The sequence below is a fragment of the Pantoea sp. ACRSB genome (genome assembly GCF_022346905.1).
GTDB classification, from domain to species: domain Bacteria; phylum Pseudomonadota; class Gammaproteobacteria; order Enterobacterales; family Enterobacteriaceae; genus Pantoea; species Pantoea piersonii.
This window is the reverse complement of record NZ_JAKRNL010000002.1, coordinates 582,426-601,593: the sequence shown is the minus strand read 5'-3', so window position 1 is coordinate 601,593 and position 19,168 is coordinate 582,426. Positions and strand designations below refer to the sequence as shown.

Below are 19,168 nucleotides of genomic sequence, written 5' to 3'. Positions count from 1 at the left end.
ATGGGGAAAGGGAATGAAAAAGTTAACTTTAATGCTGGCGGCTATTTCGCTGGCGGGATGCGCAACACAGGCGATTTTGCCCAGCAAGGCCAAGCCGGTTCCAGTTGATCGTATCTATCAATACCAAAACAGAACTGACCAGAACAATTCTACGCTCATTGTGGTTAGAGATAGTGGAATGGTGGGAAGCGCATGTTATGCAACCATTTATATCAATGGGGGCCGAGTAGCCAAACTGGAAACGCAAGAAAAAGCTACATTCTTTCTTCCTTCTGGTGAATGGTCTATAGGAACAAATCTCGAAGGAAGGGGCTTATGTAGCGCCCCGAACGACAGGCAAGAACGATATATATCTCTGAAAAATGGAGAGAGTAAATCAGTGAGAATTTTCACGGATGGTAGCGGTAATATGGATATTAAGCCAACTACGCTTAATTAAGCCATACTGGTTTAACCTATCTAATTCATAAACCCGACAAATTTGTCGGGTTTTATTTTGGGGGATTTATGCAAGAAGTAATGACAAGAATTGAGCTTGGCGGGGTTTTGGGTAAAGCATTCGGCAAGGTTCATTACCGGCAAATTACTAAAGCCAGCGAGGCGGCAAGGGCGCTATCAGCCACTATTCCTGGATTTGAAAAGTATATGCTCAATAGTAAAAAGCGTGGGCTCACATTTGCAGTGTTTAAGGGAAAGAAAAATATAGGTAAGGATGATTTAGGATATCCAGTTAATGGAGAGATTGTCAGATTTATGCCTGTAATTATCGGCAGTAAGAGATCTGGAGCTTTACAGACTATTTTGGGTGCAGTCATTATCGCAGTTGGCGTCGTACTTAATTTCACTCCTTTTGCGGCAGCTTCGCCATTTTTGTATCAAATAGGCGGGGCGATGGCACTTGGTGGAGTAATCCAAATGCTCTCTCCACAAACTCCGGGGATTGCGAGCAAGCAAGATGCTGACAACAAGGCATCTTATGCCTTTGGCAGCCCAACCAATACGGCGGCTCAGGGCTACCCTGTTCCACTGCTTTATGGCCAGCGCCGTATCGGTGGAGCAATCATCTCTGCCGGTATCTATGTTGAAGATCAGCAATAACCTAATTTAATTCCCACCACTCTTAAGAGCGCTCAGGCGCTCTTTTTTTATGGGCGCAATATGGCTACAGCTAACGTTATCAAAGGCCGCAAAGGCGGTTCATCAGAAAACCGCACGCCTACCGAACAGCCAGATGACCTTCAATCCGTAGCAAAAGCAAAAATTCTCCTGGCGTTGGGTGAAGGCGAATTTTATGGCGGCCTGTCTGGCAGGCAAATTTTTTTGGACGGAACCGCACTTGAAAATGATGACGGCTCGCAGAATTTTAGCGGCGTTGCGTGGGAGTTTCGTGCTGGCACACAAGCGCAGAATTACATTCAGGGCATCCCCGGAACTGAAAATGAAATATCGGTAGGGACTGATATTTCAAGCTCAACCGCGTGGATTCATACCTTCACCAATACGCAACTGTCAGCTATCCGCCTACGCCTAAAGTGGCCGGCGCTGTTCAGGCAGGAAGACGATGGCGATCTCGTAGGTTACAGCATTAACTATGCGGTAGACCTACAGACCAACGGCGGAACCTGGACGACCGTGCTGAACACGGCTGTTACCGGAAAAACCACCACGGGATACGAGCGCAGTCTCCGCATTGACTTGCCCCAGGCTGGCAGCACCTGGACTATACGCGTTCGCAAAGTAACTCAGGATGCAAATAGTGCAAAAATTGGCGACACCATGACCCTGCAGAGCTATACCGAGGTCATTGATGCAAAGCTGCGCTACCCAAATACAGCGCTTCTTTATATCGAGTTCGACTCCAGCCAGTTCAACGGCAGTATCCCGCAGATCACGTGCGAGCCAAAAGGTCGTGTAATCCGCGTTCCTGATAACTATGACCCGGTAACGCGCGCTTACACCGGTACATGGCAAGGCACATTCAAATGGGCATGGACAGATAATCCGGCGTGGATATTTTACGATCTGGTTGTTACTGAACGGTTCGGGCTGGGCGACCGCCTCACCGCTGCCAACATCGACAAATGGACCCTGTACCAGGTAGCGCAGTATTGCGATCAGCTTGTGCCTGACGGGAAAGGCGGAAATGGAACCGAGCCGCGCTATAAGTGCGACGTTTACGTGCAGACCCGCAATGATGCTTACACCGTAATGCGTGACTTCGCGGCCATTTTCCGGGGCATGACATACTGGGGCGGAGATCAGATAGTTGCGCTGGCCGATATGCCGCGTGATGTCGATTACAACTTTACAAATGCCAACGTAGTGGATGGTGATTTTGCATATTCAAGCAGCACTACCAAAACGCGCTACACCTCTGCGCTGGTTTCGTACTCGGACCCTGATAACGGCTATGCCGATGCCATAGAGCCTGTATTCGAAAGGGACCTGGTGTCACGCTACAAGGTCTATAACCAACTGGAAGTAACGGCGATTGGGTGTACCCGGCAGTCAGAAGCAAACCGAAAAGGACGCTGGGGAATCCTCACCAATAACAAGGACCGAGTAGTTGCCTTTTCGGTTGGTCTGGATGGTGATATCCCGATGCCTGGCTATGTTATTGCAGTCGCTGATGAATACCTTTCTGGTCGTGTTGCGGGTGGCCGCATCAGTTCTGTTAATGGTCGGGTTATCACACTGGATCGCGCGCCGGATGCGAAAGACGGCGATCGCCTGCAGGTGAACCTACCCGGCGGGATTTCACAGGCCAGAACCATAGAGAGCCTGAATGGTAATATTGTGACAGTCACGACCGCTTTCTCGCAGACGCCAGAGCCGGAAAGCGTTTGGGTGGTAGAATCATCAGAACTATACGCTCAGCAGTATCGTGTCACTTCTGTTGCTGAAAACGATAATGGCACCTTTACCATTACCGCCGCGGCACACGATCCGGATAAATATGCCCGCATCGATACCGGCGCGGTGATTGATGAGCGGCCAGTCAGCGTAATTCCTCCGGGCAATCAAGCTGCACCTTCAAACATTGTCATCGACTCTTACTCTGTTGTGCAACAAGGCATCAGCCTGGAGACGATGCGCGTGCAATGGAGCGCGGTAGCGAACGCTATCAGCTACGAGGCTCAATGGCGCCGTAACGATGGCAACTGGGTAAACGTGCCCCGCAGCTCAACCACATCATTCGAGGTTCCGAGCATTTATGCTGGCCGCTATCTGGTGCGCGTCAGAGCAATTAACGCCGCCGAGATTTCATCTGGCTGGGGTTATTCTCAGGAGAAAACGCTAACTGGCAAGGTAGGCAACCCACCGAAACCTGTTGGGTTAACAGCAACCAGTATTAACTGGGGAATTGTCATCAAGTGGGGCTTCCCTGAAGGTACTGAGGACTCATTAAAAACCGTCCTGCAATACAGTGCCACAGCTACCGGTGATAACCCGATGCTGCTTACCGACGTAGCTTATCCGCAGCATGAGTATACGCAGATGGGGTTACGAGCAGGGCAGGAGTTTTTCTACCGCGCGCAACTGGTAGATAAAACCGGGAATGAGTCAGGCTGGACGGACTGGGTAAGAGGATATTCAAACGATAACGCGGATGATTATCTGGGTGATATTGTTGACCAGGTGCTGGAAACAGATGCAGGCAAGCAGCTCGTTTCGAAGGTAGACACCGGCATCGAGGCGATGCTACAGAACGCACTTAACCTGGACGCCATTGTTGATCATCAGATGGCAGAAGCAGGGCAGAACCGCGCTGATATTCTTACGGTGAAGCAGACCATTGCAACAAATGACATGGCGTATGCGCAGAAATTCGAGCAGGTTCAGGCTAGTGTAGGGGACAATACAGTAGCTATTCAACAGACGTCTACCGCGCTGGCCGACACGAACGGCAAGCTCTCAGCGCAATATTCTGTGAAGGTTGCAGTGGACAGTAACGGCCGTCAGTATGCAGCAGGAATGGGTATCGGGGTGGAAAACACCCCAACTGGAATGCAGACGCAGGTGCTTTTCCTGGCTGACAGATTTGCGATCATGTCGGCCGCAGGAAATAACTTCTACTCTCCATTTGCCGTTCAGAACGGGCAAGTTTTCATCAATCAGGCGTTTATTGCTGACGGTACAATTACCAATGCCAAAATCGGCGATTACATCCAGTCTAATAACTATGCTGCCCGAAGCGCAGGCTGGCGTCTGGATAAAGGCGGGGGATTGGAAATTAACAGTAATAATGGCGTTGGTGGTGGTTCTGTTTTCAATGCGGATGGCTTAGCAGTATATGATACAAGCGGCGTAGAGCGCTTCAAGGCGGGGAAATTAAACTGATGGCGGATATTTACGGAGTGAGAATCACGCCAGATGATGGCGGAAAGCAAATAATACTCGACGCCTCAATGCGGTACGCATCTTATCTCGGCAGCGCATCAATGATGGCAAACGCAGGCTCTGCTGGCGGTTTTAAGCAGCAGCCTGCGGGCAGCCGGGCGCTGATTGTGCCGCGTAATCTGGTGAGGGTTTATGAGGGAACAAACCCGGCAGGGCCGCCGATGACCTATATCAAAAGTCTGTCATTTGACGGAAGCTCATTAATCTATAGCGCGAAATATATTAGCCCCAATGGAAATACACCATCTGCAGTTGAGGCCGGGTATGCAGACGTTTTTTCTGTGTCTTATGCAGCTAACCCCGCCGTTCAGTATGGAGTTCGAATCACCAATGGCTCCAACTTTATGGAAATAGGGGATGTTTCATATCTGGGATTTGTGACATACAGGGCAACAATAAATATCAGCGGCGAATGGGCAATTCCCTCTGACGTGCTGAACCTTGGGAATTATATCGTTTTTGCCAGATGGTCAAATACAGATACGCCGCTTTACCTTGACAGGGCAACCAATGCCATAAGGACATATACCTCGTTTGGCAGTATTGACGGTTCGGTGCAGGGCGGCTCGGTAAGCAATGTTCAGATTGTCATTGTTTCCTGTGGTTTCTCGCCATCGCTTCCTGTTTCGGGCTACGGCATGGTTATCAGGAATGCCTCTAACCAGGTAACCTACTCCAGTAAATACCCGCCCGTCATGTGGACCGATGCTTATTATGACATGGGCGCTTATGAAAATTTCGACGGCTCGACTGGCGAAGTTCTTTCATGGGTAAATCCGACCGGTTCTGTTTCGCAGCCGATGGTGCCTTTATGCAGCCTCGGCGTACAGAGGGGCGATTACTCAAGGAACAACAGCACTTACAGCTTCAGGAAATGCCTTGAGTCCGGCATGAAAATGAACGGCAACGCAATTTCCACAGCCCGGGCCAAATCTACGGGCAGGGAAATTGCAGTGTACCAGTACCCAAAGGCTGTTCAGGCGGCCTGCCAGCTTCCGTGCATTGAAGCCAGCTACTACTTCTGATTTAGCCCATAAATGAATATAACCCGGCCATCGTGCCGGGTTTTTTATTACCCGGAGAAAATTATGCCAGCAGGCACTATCACACTCACGAATAATTCGACCTCAGTTACCGGGTCAGGCACAAGCTTCACCACAGAGTTAAAGGCGAATGACTTTATTGTCGCTATCGTCGGCGGCGTGACATATACGCTTGGCGTTAAGTCTGTAGATTCAGCAACCGGCGTAACGCTCATCACAGCTTATAACGGATCGACTGCTTCCGGGATTGCGTGGACAGCAGTCCCGAATGCAGCGCTTGTGGGAATTACCGCTCAGGTGGCCGCTGATGTTGCTAAAGCTATTCGCGGATTAAACCTGGATAAAGCGAACTGGCAGCAGGTTTTTAGCGCTTTGGGTAATATTACGGTGACGCTTCCGGATGGCAATCAGTTCACCGGACCTTCCTGGCCTTCCGTAATTAGCTCAATAAATAGCAAGGCTTCCTCAGGGTCAAACGGTGACATAACTGCTCTTAACGGGATTGTAAACACACTTGAGATTGTGGGGCCAGCTAACCCATCAGGCTCCTCAGGTTCATACAATAACTCTCCATCTTTCAGAGCCACCATTAAAGGTCGGGGGGCTAACTCATCTACTAAAGGTGGATTTGCGGCGTTAAGTTGTGGAGAGGCAATTGGTGCATCAGGTGGAAATGGGGTGTATGGGCTTATCACCCTGGACTGGGCGGGTTACGGCTCTAAATACTGGAACTTTTACGTTTCTGGTAACGCCAATGCCCCTGGATCATGGGTTAATGGATCGGATGAAAGGCACAAAAGTAATATCGAATGCGTGAAGAACCCTCTCACTGCGGTTCTTTCATGGCGTGGTTGTACTTACGATAAGCTGGACGGAGATTCTGAGGTAGGTCTAATCGCCCAGGACGTAGAGTCATTCTGCCCTAAAGCGGTAATCAATATTGGTCGTAGAGAGTTTTCGGACGGAAAAGTTATTGAAGACTTCAAGTCACTCAATACAGCAGGCGTCGCCGCCGCTTACCATACCGAAGCGATCAAGGCGCTTTTCAGCCTGGTAGAATTAGCTCTGACTGAGCCGGACACTGCTCTGAAGCACATTGACGAAATCAAAGCCACAATACTGACTCCCGGCGCGTGATAAAAAAGCCCCGGCGACGGGGCAGACACGTACCGCGCCCATCTGAGCAGGCTGCGGAGTGGGTGACTACAGTTTAGTCATTTTTGGCACTGAAAAAAAAGCCCGCTGCGAGCGGGCCAACCAGCTATTTACACGTTGTCGTTATAGGTACGCTGCAATTGCAGTCTTTAGAGATTAACGGCAGCAAAGCCTGAAAATTTAGCACAGACATAAAAAAAGCCCGCGCGAAGGCGGGCAGATGGAGTTTTTTAAATTTCTTATAACGTGCCTGAACACTGTGCCGTGTCCATGAGTCTTAATAAATCATCTGAATAAAAAAGCCATAGGCCATCATAAATTCAGACTTGAGCGATTTGGTTTAATAAAGGATGCGATAGTTTTGACTTGGGTTCAGGCCGGCACTCTTATAATTATTTAACCAAAATGGCTAATTAATTAGCAACCTCAAGGGTTAAGGGCAGACGTTGACATCCGGCGCGGACTAATCCGAGCTTACAGCAAGTTAGCGGAAATACCACTATCTTCTGAGGGTTCCTGCTTCGACGGATGGCGCAATATATCCACTCCTCCACAGGCAATCACGGCATGCCCTGCCGCTAAAATTTTCTTAGCTCTTAATAAGCCATAAGGTGTGTAAGTGCTTTCATCTTGGGCTGGTTTAAAATTGTCATCCCGCTCATGCACTGTCACTAACTCTCCGCCATTCCAAGATAATTTGTAATCAAGTTGACGTTTCAATTCATAGGTATCGTTTACTGCGGCAGCTTTTTTGTGTTTAGAACGCTTAGGAAGCGAAGTTGCATGCTCAAGATTTTCAATCACGACAATTGCGTGGTTTTTGCTGAGTGCCGTTGAAATCTTGTGAAAATGGTCTTTACGCATATTAGATATGCGATTCAACAAACGGTTTACTTTATGTCTCTGTTTTACCCAGTTAGAGCTAAACTTTTTCTTCCTGCGCAGACATCTGATGCTTTTCTCAAGAGACTTTTCCATTTTCGGTAAAGATGCTTGAGACAAAAAATCCGTGCCTCCAGAAGTGGTGATACATTCAATATTGCAGGTATTCAGTCCAATCATCGAAGACTGCTGCGGTGCTGGTGTATCAACCTCGGATTCAGTCTGTAAACTGACATACCATTTATCCAGCTTCATAGAAACTGTGACGTTTTTGATTACTCCAGTAATGTTGCGGCTTTTCCTGTAACGCACCCATCCCAGTTTAGGCAACTGAATTCTTTCATTGCCTTCATCGAGTTTTACGCGCTGAGTCGGATAACGGAAAGCATCATTTTTCCCTTTCTTTTTGGGAGAAGGGAAGGTTGCTCTTCTTGCGAAAAGATTATTGAATGCTTTATCAAGGTCCTTCAGTGATTGTTGAAGAATTTGTGAAGGCGCATTGCTTAACCATGACATTTCTTCCTGGTCTTTCCATTCAACAAGCCAAGATGCCATTTTGTTGTAAGGAATGTACCGATCACCGTTTCTCCAAATGCCGCTTTGCATAGTCAAGGCGCGATTGTAGACAAAACGACAAGCACCAGCGAACGACTTCATAGAAGCAATCTGTTCGGGGTTTGGTTTCAGCTGAAACTTAAAAGCTTGGCGTCTTATCATTTGGAGTACAATTAATCTAAGGTTGAGGTTTGTTCGAGTACCCGGCTATTTCACCAGTAAACACACTGCGTTAGCAATGCTTTTACGGTTGAAACAATAAAGCTCCCCGAAAAGCGGGGAGCCTTGAACGATTAGCCCTGCAGCAGAGACAGAACCTGCTGCGGAACCTGGTTAGCTTTCGCCAACACGGAGTTACCAGCCTGCTGGATGATCTGTGCTTTAGACATGTTTGAAACTTCGGTCGCGTAGTCAGCATCCTGAATACGAGACTGTGCTTCAGACAGGTTAGTCGTGGTGTTGTTCAGGTTAGTGATAGCAGAGTCCAGACGGTTCTGCACCGCACCCAGGCTTGAACGGAAGGTATCAACTGATGCGATAGCCTTGTCCAGCAGAGCCAGCGGGTTAGCGGTTGCTGCTCCTTCAAATTCTGCAGTTGCTGGTACAGCAGCAGCAGTTTCATCAGTGCCCGTAGTAGTTGGATCGTCCGCTACAGCCGCTTTGTCGCTCAGTTGGATAGTTACGGCGTTAGTAGAGGCGGCGGTAGTCTGGTCAGCAGCTACAGAACTTCCGGTATCTGTTAATGAAGCAGATGATGCTGCATAGTTTTTACCCTGGAAAGTTACATAAGATGCAGTATTACCGTCTTTGTCAGTTGAAACTTTTACAAGTTGACCTGCTTGTGTAGCAGTCGCGGTAAGACCATTTGCCGGATCGGTATATTTAACATCGGCTTTGTTAAGAACAACTTTACCTGAAGTACGGTCTACTGAAGCAGCATAGAAATCGCTTCCAGACTGTACGACATAGTTTTTAGTTGCGTTACCGTTTTTATCTTCTACGTTATGCAGAGTAATAGACTTGGCATCGACGCCCAAATCTTTAGCAGCGCTTGACAAATCAACACTTACAGGCGCTGCATCGGCTGCACCATTAACCTGAGTAATGGCATCGCTGGTTTTCAGAGCGTTTTTAGAGACGCTGAAACCGCTCAGGCCTAAAGTAGATGAGTCAATTTTCTTCAGGTCGATGTCGATGGTCTGGCCATCGTTAGCGCCAACCTGGATAGACATTTTGCCGTCTTTAGCCAGTACGTTCACGCCGTTGAACTGAGTCTGACCTGATACGCGGTCAATTTCGTCCAGACGAGATTTGATTTCGTCCTGGATTGATGACAGGTCGGAGTCAGAGTTGGTGCCGTTCTGTGCCTGTACGGTCAGTTCACGTACACGCTGCAGGTTGTTGTTGATTTCTGACAGCGCGCCTTCAGTAGTCTGCGCAGCAGAGATACCGTCGTTGGCGTTACGTGAAGCCTGAGTCAGGCCGTTGATGTTAGAAGTAAAGCGGTTGGCAATTGCCTGACCAGCAGCGTCATCTTTAGCGCTGTTGATACGAAGACCAGATGACAGACGCTCGATAGAAGTAGACAGAGCGGACTGGTTCTTGTTGATGTTGTTCTGAGTGATCAGCGAGAGGCTGTTGGTGTTAATTACTTGAGCCATGGTAAAAGTTCCTATTAATCAAGTCATTTGGTTAGGTTTGGGCTTAAACCCCTTCGGCTTCTGCGCCGTCAAACCTAGTATCGTCATGACCCAAAAATTCTTTAATACAAAATTTAGGAATTTTAAAAAACTACTTTTAGAAGGTAGGGCACCACTAATAATTCACTCTTAAGTGGGCTGATTTTGCCACCATTTCACCATGGTTTTACCATCGTAAAATCCAGGCATAAAAAAAGCAGCCTTAACAGGCTGCTTTAGTTGGGAATTTTGGTCGGCACGAGAGGATTTGAACCTCCGACCCCTGACACCCCATGAAAGCACTTAACCCTCAAAATAAAAAACCCGGCAATCGCCGGGTTTCTCTTACGCGGCTTTCTGCTTGGTTGCTGCAGAACGCTCCAGTAAGTTATTGATAAGCTTGCGCAGTTCTTTAGAATCGGCATGCATTTTGGTCAGATTAGACATGTGAGTGCTCCTGTTATGATGTGGAAAGATGCGGGAACCACCCGCATCCTGAAATTAATTGCGCAAAATTCTACCACTGAGTTGGAGAGAGATCATGATCTTTAATGCGGTTGTGCGCTTCTAAGCACTTATCATGATCCAGTTTCTCGACAGCAATCAGCAGTGATTCTGCAAAAACAAGTCCTTGTTTGATGTTCATTACGTTGATGCTGGCATTTGCCGCATCCATGTCCTTTGCAGTAGAAACCATATGCTCAAAATCTTTAGCGATAAGGTCTATACCTTCTTTCATTTTAGCAAAAACGTTCTTCAACCCATCAAGATCAGGATTTGCCAGGGTATACATGCCATGCATTCCGTGAGCTTCGAAAAGTTGCTCTAACGATTTCAAGGCAAAACTGACAGATTCGATAATCTGATCGTATTGTTTTTTTTGGATATCGTTCATCTAATAGTAGTCCATAGTGTGCAGATTCGTTTTACAGTCCCTATATATTCATAAAATCGGCAAACTTTGAACAAACTTTATGATGAAATTTTCGAATCATCACAAACGTCAAGAAAAAAAACAGAACAAACCAAGTAAAACGAGTATAGCGCTTTTGCTGAAAAATCAACCTACGCTTTTTCCTGATTTCTGCGATAAGTCAAGAATGAGAATTGTCATCATACCTATATGAGGTCGATTGCATGCTTTGCAATGGGTGAGTACATATTACCGTACATTTATGCGAGTGTTTCTAGGTAAAAAACATACAATACAGATGGTTGTTCCGGATAGGTGCTATATCCATTTAACTAAGGGGACGGCGGCGCGCAGTATAGCGTAAATGCGCCGCAAGAATAACCCAACTGCGGCGCGTTTGCTCATTTCCTCAACAGCTTAGCGCTGCTCTTCCTGCTGCTTCGCTTCACGCTGCTTCGATTTTGCTTCTTCTTTCGCCGCCTCGCTCATATCGTTACGGATTTGCGCATGGCTAATCAGCGCGAAAATCAGCGTGCCGCCGGTAAGGTTGCCGAGCAGCGTCGGCAGCGCGAACGGCCAGATAAACGCCTGCCAGCTAACCTGCCCGGTAAAGACCAGATAAAGGACCTCCACCGAACCCACCACGATATGCGCCAGATCGCCCAGCCCCACCAGCCAGGTCATCATTACGATCACGATAAGCTTGGTGGCGCCCGCCTGCGGCATCATCCAGACCATCGTGGCGATAATCCAGCCGGAGATTACCGCATTGGCAAACATCTCGCCGGGCGTATTTTCCATCACCTTCAGGCTGATGGTGCTAAACGCGTGGCGCGTGGCGTCGTCAAAAATCGGCATCTCCGCAAAGGCGAGCGAGGCGAGTGCAGTGCCGATCAGGTTGCCCAGCAGCACCAGCGCCCACAGCCGCAGCAGCAGGCCGATATTGCCCAGCGTCGGTTTGTGCATCACCGGCAATACCGCCGTCACCGTGTTTTCGGTAAAGAGCTGCTGGCGCGCCATAATGACAATGACGAAGCCAAAGGTGTAGCCGAGGTTTTCCAGCAGAAAAGCGCCGGGCAGGCCATCGAGATGCACGTGGAAAATCCCTTTCGCCATCAGCGAGGCGCCCATCGACAGGCCAGCCGCAATCGCTGACCAGAGCAGCGCCATGCCGTCACGCTCCAGCTCCTTTTCGCCATCCTGGCGGATCTCTTCATGTATCGCCGCCGCGCGCGAGGGCAGGGCGTCTTCATTTACCTCGATTTCAGTGCCTTGTTCTTTCTCTTCGCTGTCGACATCGTTTTCATCCTGGTGAACAGATGGGGAAGGTTTCATGTTTACTCCTTGTTATTATTGCTGCGCGCAATAAGCGTAGTCTGTTTTGGCGGGGGCGAAATGTAACTGGCTTTCCGATGAAGCGTTACAAAGTTTTAACGCTGGCTATTTATTGGGCATATTCGCTGCGGAAGAGGCATAACCATCAAGCCTGGCGCGCCGCGCCGCACGGCATGGGCTTCGGACCATAACAACCTTGTGCTATTATCCTGGCCTCTTTTTACCAGGCGCGACACTTCCTGCATGTTCGAAGTCATTAATCTCTCTTGCGTTCGCGACGAACGCATCCTGTTTCAGGGTTTGTCGTTCGAAGTGGCGGCAGGCGATATCGTGCAGGTCGAAGGGCCGAACGGCGCGGGAAAAACCTCGCTGCTGCGCCTGCTGGCCGGGCTGAGTCGGCCGGAGGAGGGCGAAGTGCGCTGGCAAAACCAGCCTGTACGCCAACAGCGCGAACAGTGGCATCAAAGCCTGCTTTTTCTTGGTCATCAGCCGGGCGTAAAAGCGGTACTATCGCCGCTGGAAAATCTGCGCTTTTATCATCCGGACCGCGCCGAATCGCAGATATTCGACGCGCTTGAGTGCGTCGATCTGCTGGGCTACGAAGAGGTGCCGGTGGCGCAGCTTTCGGCGGGACAGCAGCGGCGCGTGGCGCTGGCCCGGCTCTGGCTCAGCGACGCCGCGCTCTGGATTCTGGATGAGCCGCTGACGGCGATAGATAAAGAGGGTGTGGAAAAATTAATGAGGCGTTTTACGCAACATGCCGATAAGGGCAGAGCGGTTATTCTCACCACGCATCAGGATCTGCCAAAAAGCCATGCGCGGGTGCGTAAAATACGGCTTACTGGCGCGGAGCTAATCTGATGACCCTGCGCGTTATTCAGCGCGAGTTGCGCATCGCCTTTCGCAGCGGCGCGGAGGTGGTTAACCCGCTCTGGTTCTTTCTGATTGTGATAACGCTGTTTCCGCTCGGTATCGGGCCGGAGCCGCAGCAGCTGGCGCGCATCGCGCCGGGCGTGGTCTGGGTCGCCGCCTTGCTCTCATCGCTGCTGGCGCTGGAGCGGCTGTTTCGCGATGATTTTCTCGACGGCTCGCTGGAGCAGCTGTTGCTGCTGCCAGCGCCGCTGCCGGTCACCGTGTTGGGCAAAGTGATCGCCCACTGGCTGGTGACGGGGCTGCCGTTGATCCTGCTGTCGCCGCTGGCGGCGCTGCTGCTGTCGCTCGATTTCAACAGCTGGCTGGCGATGGCGCTGACGCTCTTGCTCGGCACGCCGACCTTCAGCTTTCTCGGCGCGATAGGCGTCGCGCTGACGGTAGGGCTGCGGCGCGGCGGCGTGCTGCTGAGCCTGCTGGTTCTGCCGCTGGCGGTGCCGGTGCTGATTTTTGCCAGCGCGGCGATCGACGCGGCGGGGCAGGGCTTACCGATCGGCGGTTATCTGGCGATCCTCGGCGCAATGCTGGCAGCCAGCGCGACGCTGGCGCCGTTCGCCACCGCCGCCGCGCTGCGTATCGCGCTGCACTGAACTGCACATGCGTCAGACATGTCGGGAATGCTAATTTTTTAACCTGTGAGCAATGCAACATGTGGAAATGGTTACATCAGCTGGCGAGGCCGGAGCGGCTTTATCAGCTCTGCGGGCGTTTAATTCCCTGGTTTGCCGTGGCGAGCGCGGCGACGCTGCTGCTCGGCTGGGTGTGGGGCTTCGGTTTCGCGCCGGCTGATTACCAGCAGGGCGATAGCTTCCGCATTATGTATATTCACGTTCCGGCGGCGATGTGGTCGATGGGCGTTTATGCAGCGATGGCGGTCGCCGCCTTTACCGGGCTGGTGTGGCAGATGAAGATGGCCGACCTGGTGTCGACCGCCATGGCGCCGGTCGGCGCGGTCTTTACCTTTATCGCGCTTATCACCGGTTCCGCCTGGGGCAAGCCGATGTGGGGCACTTGGTGGATTTGGGACGCGCGTCTTACGTCGGAGCTGGTGCTGCTCTTCCTCTATATGGGCGTGATGGCGCTCTATCAGTCGTTTGACGATCGCCGCACAGCGGGACGCGCGGCGGGCATTCTGATTCTGGTCGGCGTCATCAATCTGCCGATTATTCACTTCTCGGTGCAGTGGTGGAATACCCTGCATCAGGGATCGTCGGGCATTCTGCAGCAGGCGATCGCGCCGAGCATGCGCACGCCGCTGCGCTGGGCAATCCTCGGCTATCTGCTGCTGTTCATCACGCTGACGCTGATGCGCCTGCGCAATCTCATTCTCTACACCGAACGTCACCGCCCCTGGGTTGCGGAGATCGCTAACGGAGGTCGTAAAGCATGACGCCCGCTTTCTCTTCCCTTTCTGCTTTTTTTGCGATGGGCGGCTACGCCTTTTACGTCTGGCTGGCGGTGATCTGCACCCTTATTTCGCTTGGCGCGCTGCTGCTGCATACGCTGCTGCAGCGTCGCCGCTTGCTGGCCGAGATCCGCCAGCGTCAGTCCAGGGAGCGCCGTATCCGTTCGGCGAAAATGAAACAGGCCGCCGGTGAAGCGGCAGGAGATCCAATGTGAATACCCGTCGTCGTCAGCGCCTGTACGTTGTCATCGCGATACTGGTGGGGCTGGGCCTCGCCACGTCGCTGGTTATGTATGCGCTGCGTTCCAATATCGACCTGTTCTACACCCCAAGTGAAATTCTTTACGGCAAAGGGGAAGATCATCAGAAGCCGGAGGCGGGGCAGCGCCTGCGCGTCGGCGGGATGGTGATGCCGGGCAGCGTGAAGCGCGACCCGAATACGCTTGCGGTCTCCTTTAAGCTTTACGACGCCAACGGCGTGGTGAGCGTCAGCTTCGAAGGCATCCTGCCGGACCTGTTCCGCGAAGGGCAGGGCGTCGTCGCCCAGGGCGTGCTGGAAGAGGGCAATCTGATCAACGCCAAAGAGGTGCTGGCGAAGCATGACGAGAAATATACGCCGCCGGAAATCGAGGATGCGATGAAGAAGAACCACAAGAGCCCGCAGGCGCTGGCGGAACAGGCGAGAACGCAGTCATGATGCCTGAGATTGGAAGTTTTCTGCTCTGCCTGGCGATGGGCATCGCGCTGCTGTTAAGCGTCTATCCGCTGTGGGGCGCGCTACGTCAGGATGGCCGCCTGATGGGGCTGGCGCGTCCGTTGGCGAGCGGGCTGTTTCTTTGCATCGCCGCCGCTTTCCTGGTGCTGGTACACGCCTTTGTGGTCAACGACTTTACCGTCGCCTATGTCGCCGCCAACTCCAATACGCTGCTGCCGGTCTATTACCGCATCGCCGCGACCTGGGGCGCGCATGAAGGTTCGCTGCTGTTGTGGGTGCTGCTGCTCAGCACCTGGACGCTGGCGGTAGCGATTTTCAGCCGCGGCATGCCGCAGGATGCGCTGGCGCGCGTGCTGGCGGTTATGGGGATGATCAATCTCGGCTTTCTGCTGTTTATTATCCTTACCTCAAATCCCTTTACCCGCACGCTGCCGGACTTTCCCATTGACGGGCGCGATCTCAACCCGATGCTGCAAGATATCGGCCTGATCTTCCATCCGCCGCTGCTCTATATGGGCTATGTCGGCTTCTCGGTCGCCTTCGCCTTCGCCATCGCCTCGCTGATGGCAGGACGGCTGGATACCGCCTGGGCGCGCTGGTCGCGGCCCTGGACCACCGCGGCCTGGGTGTTTCTTACCATCGGCATCGTGCTGGGATCGGCATGGGCCTATTACGAACTCGGCTGGGGCGGCTGGTGGTTCTGGGACCCGGTTGAGAATGCCTCCTTTATGCCGTGGCTGGCGGGCACCGCGCTGATGCACTCGCTGGCGGTCACGGAAAAACGCGGCACCTTTAAGGCCTGGACAGTGCTGCTGGCGATTACCGCCTTTTCCCTTAGCCTGCTCGGGACCTTTCTGGTGCGCTCCGGCGTGCTGGTGTCGGTGCACTCCTTCGCTTCAGACCCGGCGCGCGGCATGTTTATCCTCGCCTTCCTGGTGATTGTTATTGGCAGCTCGCTGTTGCTCTACGCCATTAAGGGCGGACAGGTGCGCAGTCGGGTGCAGAACGAAACCTGGTCGCGTGAATCTTTCCTGCTCGGCAACAACGTGCTGCTGATCGCCGCCATGCTGGTGGTGCTGCTCGGGACGCTGCTGCCGCTGGTACACAAGCAGCTCGGCCTCGGCAGCATCTCCGTGGGCGAACCCTTCTTTAACACCATGTTCAGCTGGCTGATGGCGCCGTTCGCGCTGATGCTCGGCATTGGGCCGCTGGTGCGCTGGCGTCGTGACGAGCCGCAGAAGCTGTGGCGTCGGCTGGCGCTGGCGCTGGCAGTGACCCTGGCCTGTTCGATTCTGCTCCCCTGGCTGCTGCAGGATCGCATCGAGGCGATGACGGTGGTTGGGCTGCTGATGTCGGTGTGGATTATCGTGCTGACGCTGATGGAGCTACACGAGCGCGCCACCCATCGTCACTCCTTGCTGCGCGGCCTGCGTCATCTGTCGCGCAGCCACTGGGGCATGGTGCTGGGCCATCTTGGCGTCGGCGTGACGGTGATCGGCATCGCCTTCAGCACGCAGTACAGCGTCGAGCGCGACGTACGCATGAAAGCGGGCGACAGCGTCGATATCCACAGCTATCACTTTGTGTTCCGCGACGTGCATAACCTGCAGGGCCCGAACTACAGCGGCGGCGTCGGCATTATCGACGTCAGCCGCAACGGCAAGCCTGAAGCGGTGCTGCACGCCGAAAAACGCTTCTACACCGCTGCGCGCACCATGATGACCGAAGCGGCGATCGACGGCGGTTTCACGCGCGATCTCTACGCCGCGCTGGGCGAAGAGCTGGATAACGGCTCCTGGGCGGTGCGTATCTACTACAAACCCTTTGTGCGCTGGATCTGGTTCGGCGGCGTGTTTATGGCGGTCGGCGGCCTGCTCTGTCTGCTCGATCCGCGTTACCGCTCGCGGAAAAAAGCCGCGCGGGAGGAACGGGCATGAACAAAAAAATCCTCTTTATTCCGCTGATTCTCTTTTTACTGCTGGCGGCGGCGCTGCTCTGGCAGCTGTCGCGCAACGCCAGCGGTGACGATCCGACGCGTCTTGAATCGGCGCTGATCGGCAAGCCGGTGCCGCTGTTTAAGCTGGAAGCGCTCGATCGGCCCGGCAAGATCTACGACCAGAAGATCCTGAACGACGGCAAACCGATCCTGCTGAACGTCTGGGCGACATGGTGCCCGACCTGCCGCGCGGAGCATCAGTATCTGAACACGCTGGCGGAGCAGGGTATCCGCGTGGTGGGGCTGAACTATAAAGACGATCGCACTAAAGCGGTCGCCTGGCTTAACTCGCTGGGTAATCCTTACGCGCTCAGCCTTTATGACGGCGACGGTATGCTGGGGCTGGATCTCGGCGTCTATGGCGCGCCGGAAACCTTTCTGATCGACGGCAACGGCATTATCCGCTATCGCCACGCGAGCGACCTGAACGCGCGCGTCTGGCAGCAGGAAGTGCTGCCGCTGTGGCGGAAATACAGTAAGGAGGGCGTATGAAACGCGTTCTTCTTATTCTCTGCGGTCTGCTGTTTAGCTTCAGCCTGTGGGCAGCGATCGATACATACCAGTTCGACTCCGTGGCGCAGGAAGAGCAGTATCGCGATTTGACCGGCTCGCTGCGCTGCCCGAAATGCCAGAACAACAGCATCGCCGACTCGAACGCGATGATCGCAGCGGATATGCGCCTCAAGGTCTATGAGCTGATGAAGCAGGGCCAGAGCCGCCAGCAGATTATCGACTATATGGTGGCGCGCTACGGCAATTTCGTCACCTATGAACCACCGGTAACGCCGTCGACGCTGATCCTCTGGGTCGGCCCGGCGCTGTTCGCGCTGCTGGGCGGCCTGACTATTATCCTGCGCAGCCGCCAGCGTAAAACGCGCAGCGAGCTGGACGATACCGATCAACAGCGCCTTGCGGCGATACTTAAACGCGACGGGAAGCTGAAATGACCGCTTTGTGGCTAAGCATTATTATTTTGCTGGCGGCCGCCAGCGCCCTGTTTCTCGGTGCCGGATGGCGTCAGCGCCAGGCGAGCGAGGCCGATCGCGATCGCCTTAATACCGATTTTTATCATCAGCGCCTGCGCGAGCTGGAAGAGGATGAGGCGCAGGGCGTTATCGGCGAGCGCGCCACGATGGTCAGCGAGCTGCAGCAGACGCTGCTGACCGATATTCCGCAGCAGGGCGCCGAGCCGTCGCGCGCCAGCAGCCGTCTGGCGCTGCTGCCCGGCGTCGTGGTGCTTATCGCCGTGTCGCTCGGCATGTATCTGAAAAGCGGCGGGCTGGCGCAGGTTGCTGGCTGGATGCAGGTGCAGCAGGATTATCCGGCGCTGCGTGCGCGGGTGATGGATCCGCAGGCGAAACCGCTGACTATGGAGGAGCTGGCGCGTCTGCAGCTCGGCCTGCGCACCGCGCTGCAGTCGCAGCCGGACAACCTTAACGACTGGACCATGCTGGGACGCCTCGGCATGGTACTGAACAACGCCGCCAGCGCCAGCCAGGCGTTTGAGCATGCGCTACAGCTCGCGCCCAATAACCTCACGCTGAAACAGGACTATGCTGAAGTACTGACGCGCTCCAGCGATCCGCAGGATAACCGCCAGGCTGGCCTGATGCTGCGCGATATGCTGAAAGATGACGGCAATAATCTGCGTACGCTCGGCCTGCTGGCTTTTAACGCCTATGAACAGCAACAGTATGACCAGGCTATCAGCGCGTGGCAGGCTATGCTGAAACAGATCCCGGCAGAGGATCGACGCCGCGCGATGATCGAGCGCAGCATTGAACAAGCAAAAACCGACGCGGGCCAGCAGAATACGCAACTGGCGCTGACGGTGACGTTGACGCCGGAGGCAGAAAAAATGTTACCGCCGGGCGGAGTAATGTATATTTCTGTTTCTGACGGTGTTTCACCGGTGCCTGTGGCCGTTAAGCGCTTGCCGCTGAGCCACTTTCCGTTATCGCTTACGCTGGATGACAGCAACGCCATGATGCCGGAGCGCCTGCTTTCGGCGCAGCATCAGGTACAGGTTCGGGTGCGTATCTCCCGCGACGGCAGCGCCAGTCCGCAATCGGGCGACTGGTTTGGTCTGAGCGCGTTAACGCCCTGGGACGGTCATCAGCACATGGCTGTGGAGATTAATCAACAGCAGCCCTGAAGCG

At 53.3% G+C, this 19,168-nt stretch carries 18 protein-coding genes; 14 read left to right on the top strand and 4 right to left on the bottom strand.

The genetic code is table 11. The features are described from left to right. The first annotated feature begins 13 nt into the window (after positions 1-13). The 5 genes from MHZ89_RS09040 to MHZ89_RS09020 all read left to right on the top strand — a co-directional run bounded on the left by MHZ89_RS09040 (position 14) and on the right by MHZ89_RS09020 (position 6,581). Complete coding sequence (locus MHZ89_RS09040; RefSeq protein ID WP_311782710.1) at positions 14-439, top strand: hypothetical protein; 426 nt, start codon at positions 14-16, stop codon at positions 437-439. Positions 440-507: 68 nt separating this feature from the next. Then, positions 508-1,098 carry a tail assembly protein gene (locus MHZ89_RS09035; protein ID WP_311782709.1) on the top strand — a complete coding sequence of 197 codons (591 nt, stop codon included), beginning with the start codon at positions 508-510 and terminating at the stop codon, positions 1,096-1,098. A gap of 60 nt (positions 1,099-1,158) precedes the next feature. After that, positions 1,159-4,341, top strand: a complete 3,183-nt coding sequence (locus MHZ89_RS09030; RefSeq protein WP_311782708.1) for a host specificity protein J — start codon at positions 1,159-1,161, stop codon at positions 4,339-4,341. Then, a complete protein-coding gene (locus MHZ89_RS09025; RefSeq protein WP_311782707.1) occupies positions 4,341-5,426 on the top strand; it encodes a DUF6453 family protein in 1,086 nt (361 codons plus the stop codon). The genes MHZ89_RS09030 and MHZ89_RS09025 overlap by 1 nt, the downstream gene beginning before the upstream one ends. A gap of 63 nt (positions 5,427-5,489) precedes the next feature. Then, positions 5,490-6,581 carry a tail fiber domain-containing protein gene (locus MHZ89_RS09020; RefSeq protein ID WP_311782706.1) on the top strand — a complete coding sequence of 364 codons (1,092 nt, stop codon included), beginning with the start codon at positions 5,490-5,492 and terminating at the stop codon, positions 6,579-6,581. Positions 6,582-7,073: 492 nt separating this feature from the next. On the opposite strand, the gene MHZ89_RS09015 is transcribed toward MHZ89_RS09020, so the two are convergent. The 4 genes from MHZ89_RS09015 to MHZ89_RS09000 form a co-directional block, all read right to left on the bottom strand. Then, positions 7,074-8,198, bottom strand: a complete 1,125-nt coding sequence (locus MHZ89_RS09015; RefSeq protein WP_311782705.1) for a transposase — start codon at positions 8,196-8,198, stop codon at positions 7,074-7,076. Positions 8,199-8,329: 131 nt separating this feature from the next. After that, on the bottom strand, positions 8,330-9,697 hold the full coding sequence (locus MHZ89_RS09010; RefSeq protein ID WP_311782704.1) for a flagellin: 1,368 nt from the start codon (positions 9,695-9,697) through the stop codon (positions 8,330-8,332). Positions 9,698-10,232: 535 nt separating this feature from the next. Next, the gene (locus MHZ89_RS09005; protein WP_311782703.1) at positions 10,233-10,610 is read right to left on the bottom strand and encodes a hypothetical protein; all 378 of its coding nucleotides are present in this window, start codon (positions 10,608-10,610) and stop codon (positions 10,233-10,235) included. A 435-nt stretch (positions 10,611-11,045) separates the two neighbouring features. Next, positions 11,046-11,963, bottom strand: coding sequence for a formate/nitrite transporter family protein (locus tag MHZ89_RS09000; RefSeq protein ID WP_120452980.1), 918 nt, complete (start codon positions 11,961-11,963; stop codon positions 11,046-11,048). A gap of 243 nt (positions 11,964-12,206) precedes the next feature. On the opposite strand from MHZ89_RS09000, the gene ccmA reads away from it, so the two are divergent. From ccmA to ccmI, 9 genes are read left to right on the top strand one after another with little or no spacing between them, the layout of a single operon-like run. Next, complete coding sequence (gene ccmA, locus MHZ89_RS08995) at positions 12,207-12,824, top strand: cytochrome c biogenesis heme-transporting ATPase CcmA (protein WP_311782702.1); 618 nt, start codon at positions 12,207-12,209, stop codon at positions 12,822-12,824. Then, a complete protein-coding gene (ccmB, locus tag MHZ89_RS08990; RefSeq protein WP_311782701.1) occupies positions 12,824-13,483 on the top strand; it encodes a heme exporter protein CcmB in 660 nt (219 codons plus the stop codon). The genes ccmA and ccmB overlap by 1 nt, the downstream gene beginning before the upstream one ends. A 59-nt stretch (positions 13,484-13,542) precedes the next feature. Continuing rightward, a complete protein-coding gene (locus tag MHZ89_RS08985) occupies positions 13,543-14,283 on the top strand; it encodes a heme ABC transporter permease (protein WP_126690032.1) in 741 nt (246 codons plus the stop codon). Continuing rightward, positions 14,280-14,513, top strand: coding sequence for a heme exporter protein CcmD (gene ccmD, locus MHZ89_RS08980; protein WP_120452988.1), 234 nt, complete (start codon positions 14,280-14,282; stop codon positions 14,511-14,513). Before MHZ89_RS08985 ends, ccmD begins: the two co-directional genes overlap by 4 nt. Then, on the top strand, positions 14,510-14,995 hold the full coding sequence (gene ccmE, locus MHZ89_RS08975; RefSeq protein ID WP_120452990.1) for a cytochrome c maturation protein CcmE: 486 nt from the start codon (positions 14,510-14,512) through the stop codon (positions 14,993-14,995). The genes ccmD and ccmE overlap by 4 nt, the downstream gene beginning before the upstream one ends. Further along, positions 14,992-16,950 (top strand): heme lyase CcmF/NrfE family subunit, encoded by a 1,959-nt coding sequence (locus MHZ89_RS08970; protein ID WP_269950017.1) that lies wholly within the window; start codon positions 14,992-14,994, stop codon positions 16,948-16,950. Before ccmE ends, MHZ89_RS08970 begins: the two co-directional genes overlap by 4 nt. After that, the gene (locus MHZ89_RS08965; protein WP_311782700.1) at positions 16,947-17,501 is read left to right on the top strand and encodes a DsbE family thiol:disulfide interchange protein; all 555 of its coding nucleotides are present in this window, start codon (positions 16,947-16,949) and stop codon (positions 17,499-17,501) included. The genes MHZ89_RS08970 and MHZ89_RS08965 overlap by 4 nt, the downstream gene beginning before the upstream one ends. After that, on the top strand, positions 17,498-17,956 hold the full coding sequence (locus MHZ89_RS08960) for a cytochrome c-type biogenesis protein (protein WP_120452996.1): 459 nt from the start codon (positions 17,498-17,500) through the stop codon (positions 17,954-17,956). Before MHZ89_RS08965 ends, MHZ89_RS08960 begins: the two co-directional genes overlap by 4 nt. Continuing rightward, on the top strand, positions 17,953-19,164 hold the full coding sequence (gene ccmI, locus MHZ89_RS08955) for a c-type cytochrome biogenesis protein CcmI (protein ID WP_311782699.1): 1,212 nt from the start codon (positions 17,953-17,955) through the stop codon (positions 19,162-19,164). The genes MHZ89_RS08960 and ccmI overlap by 4 nt, the downstream gene beginning before the upstream one ends. The last annotated feature ends 4 nt before the right edge of the window (positions 19,165-19,168 follow it).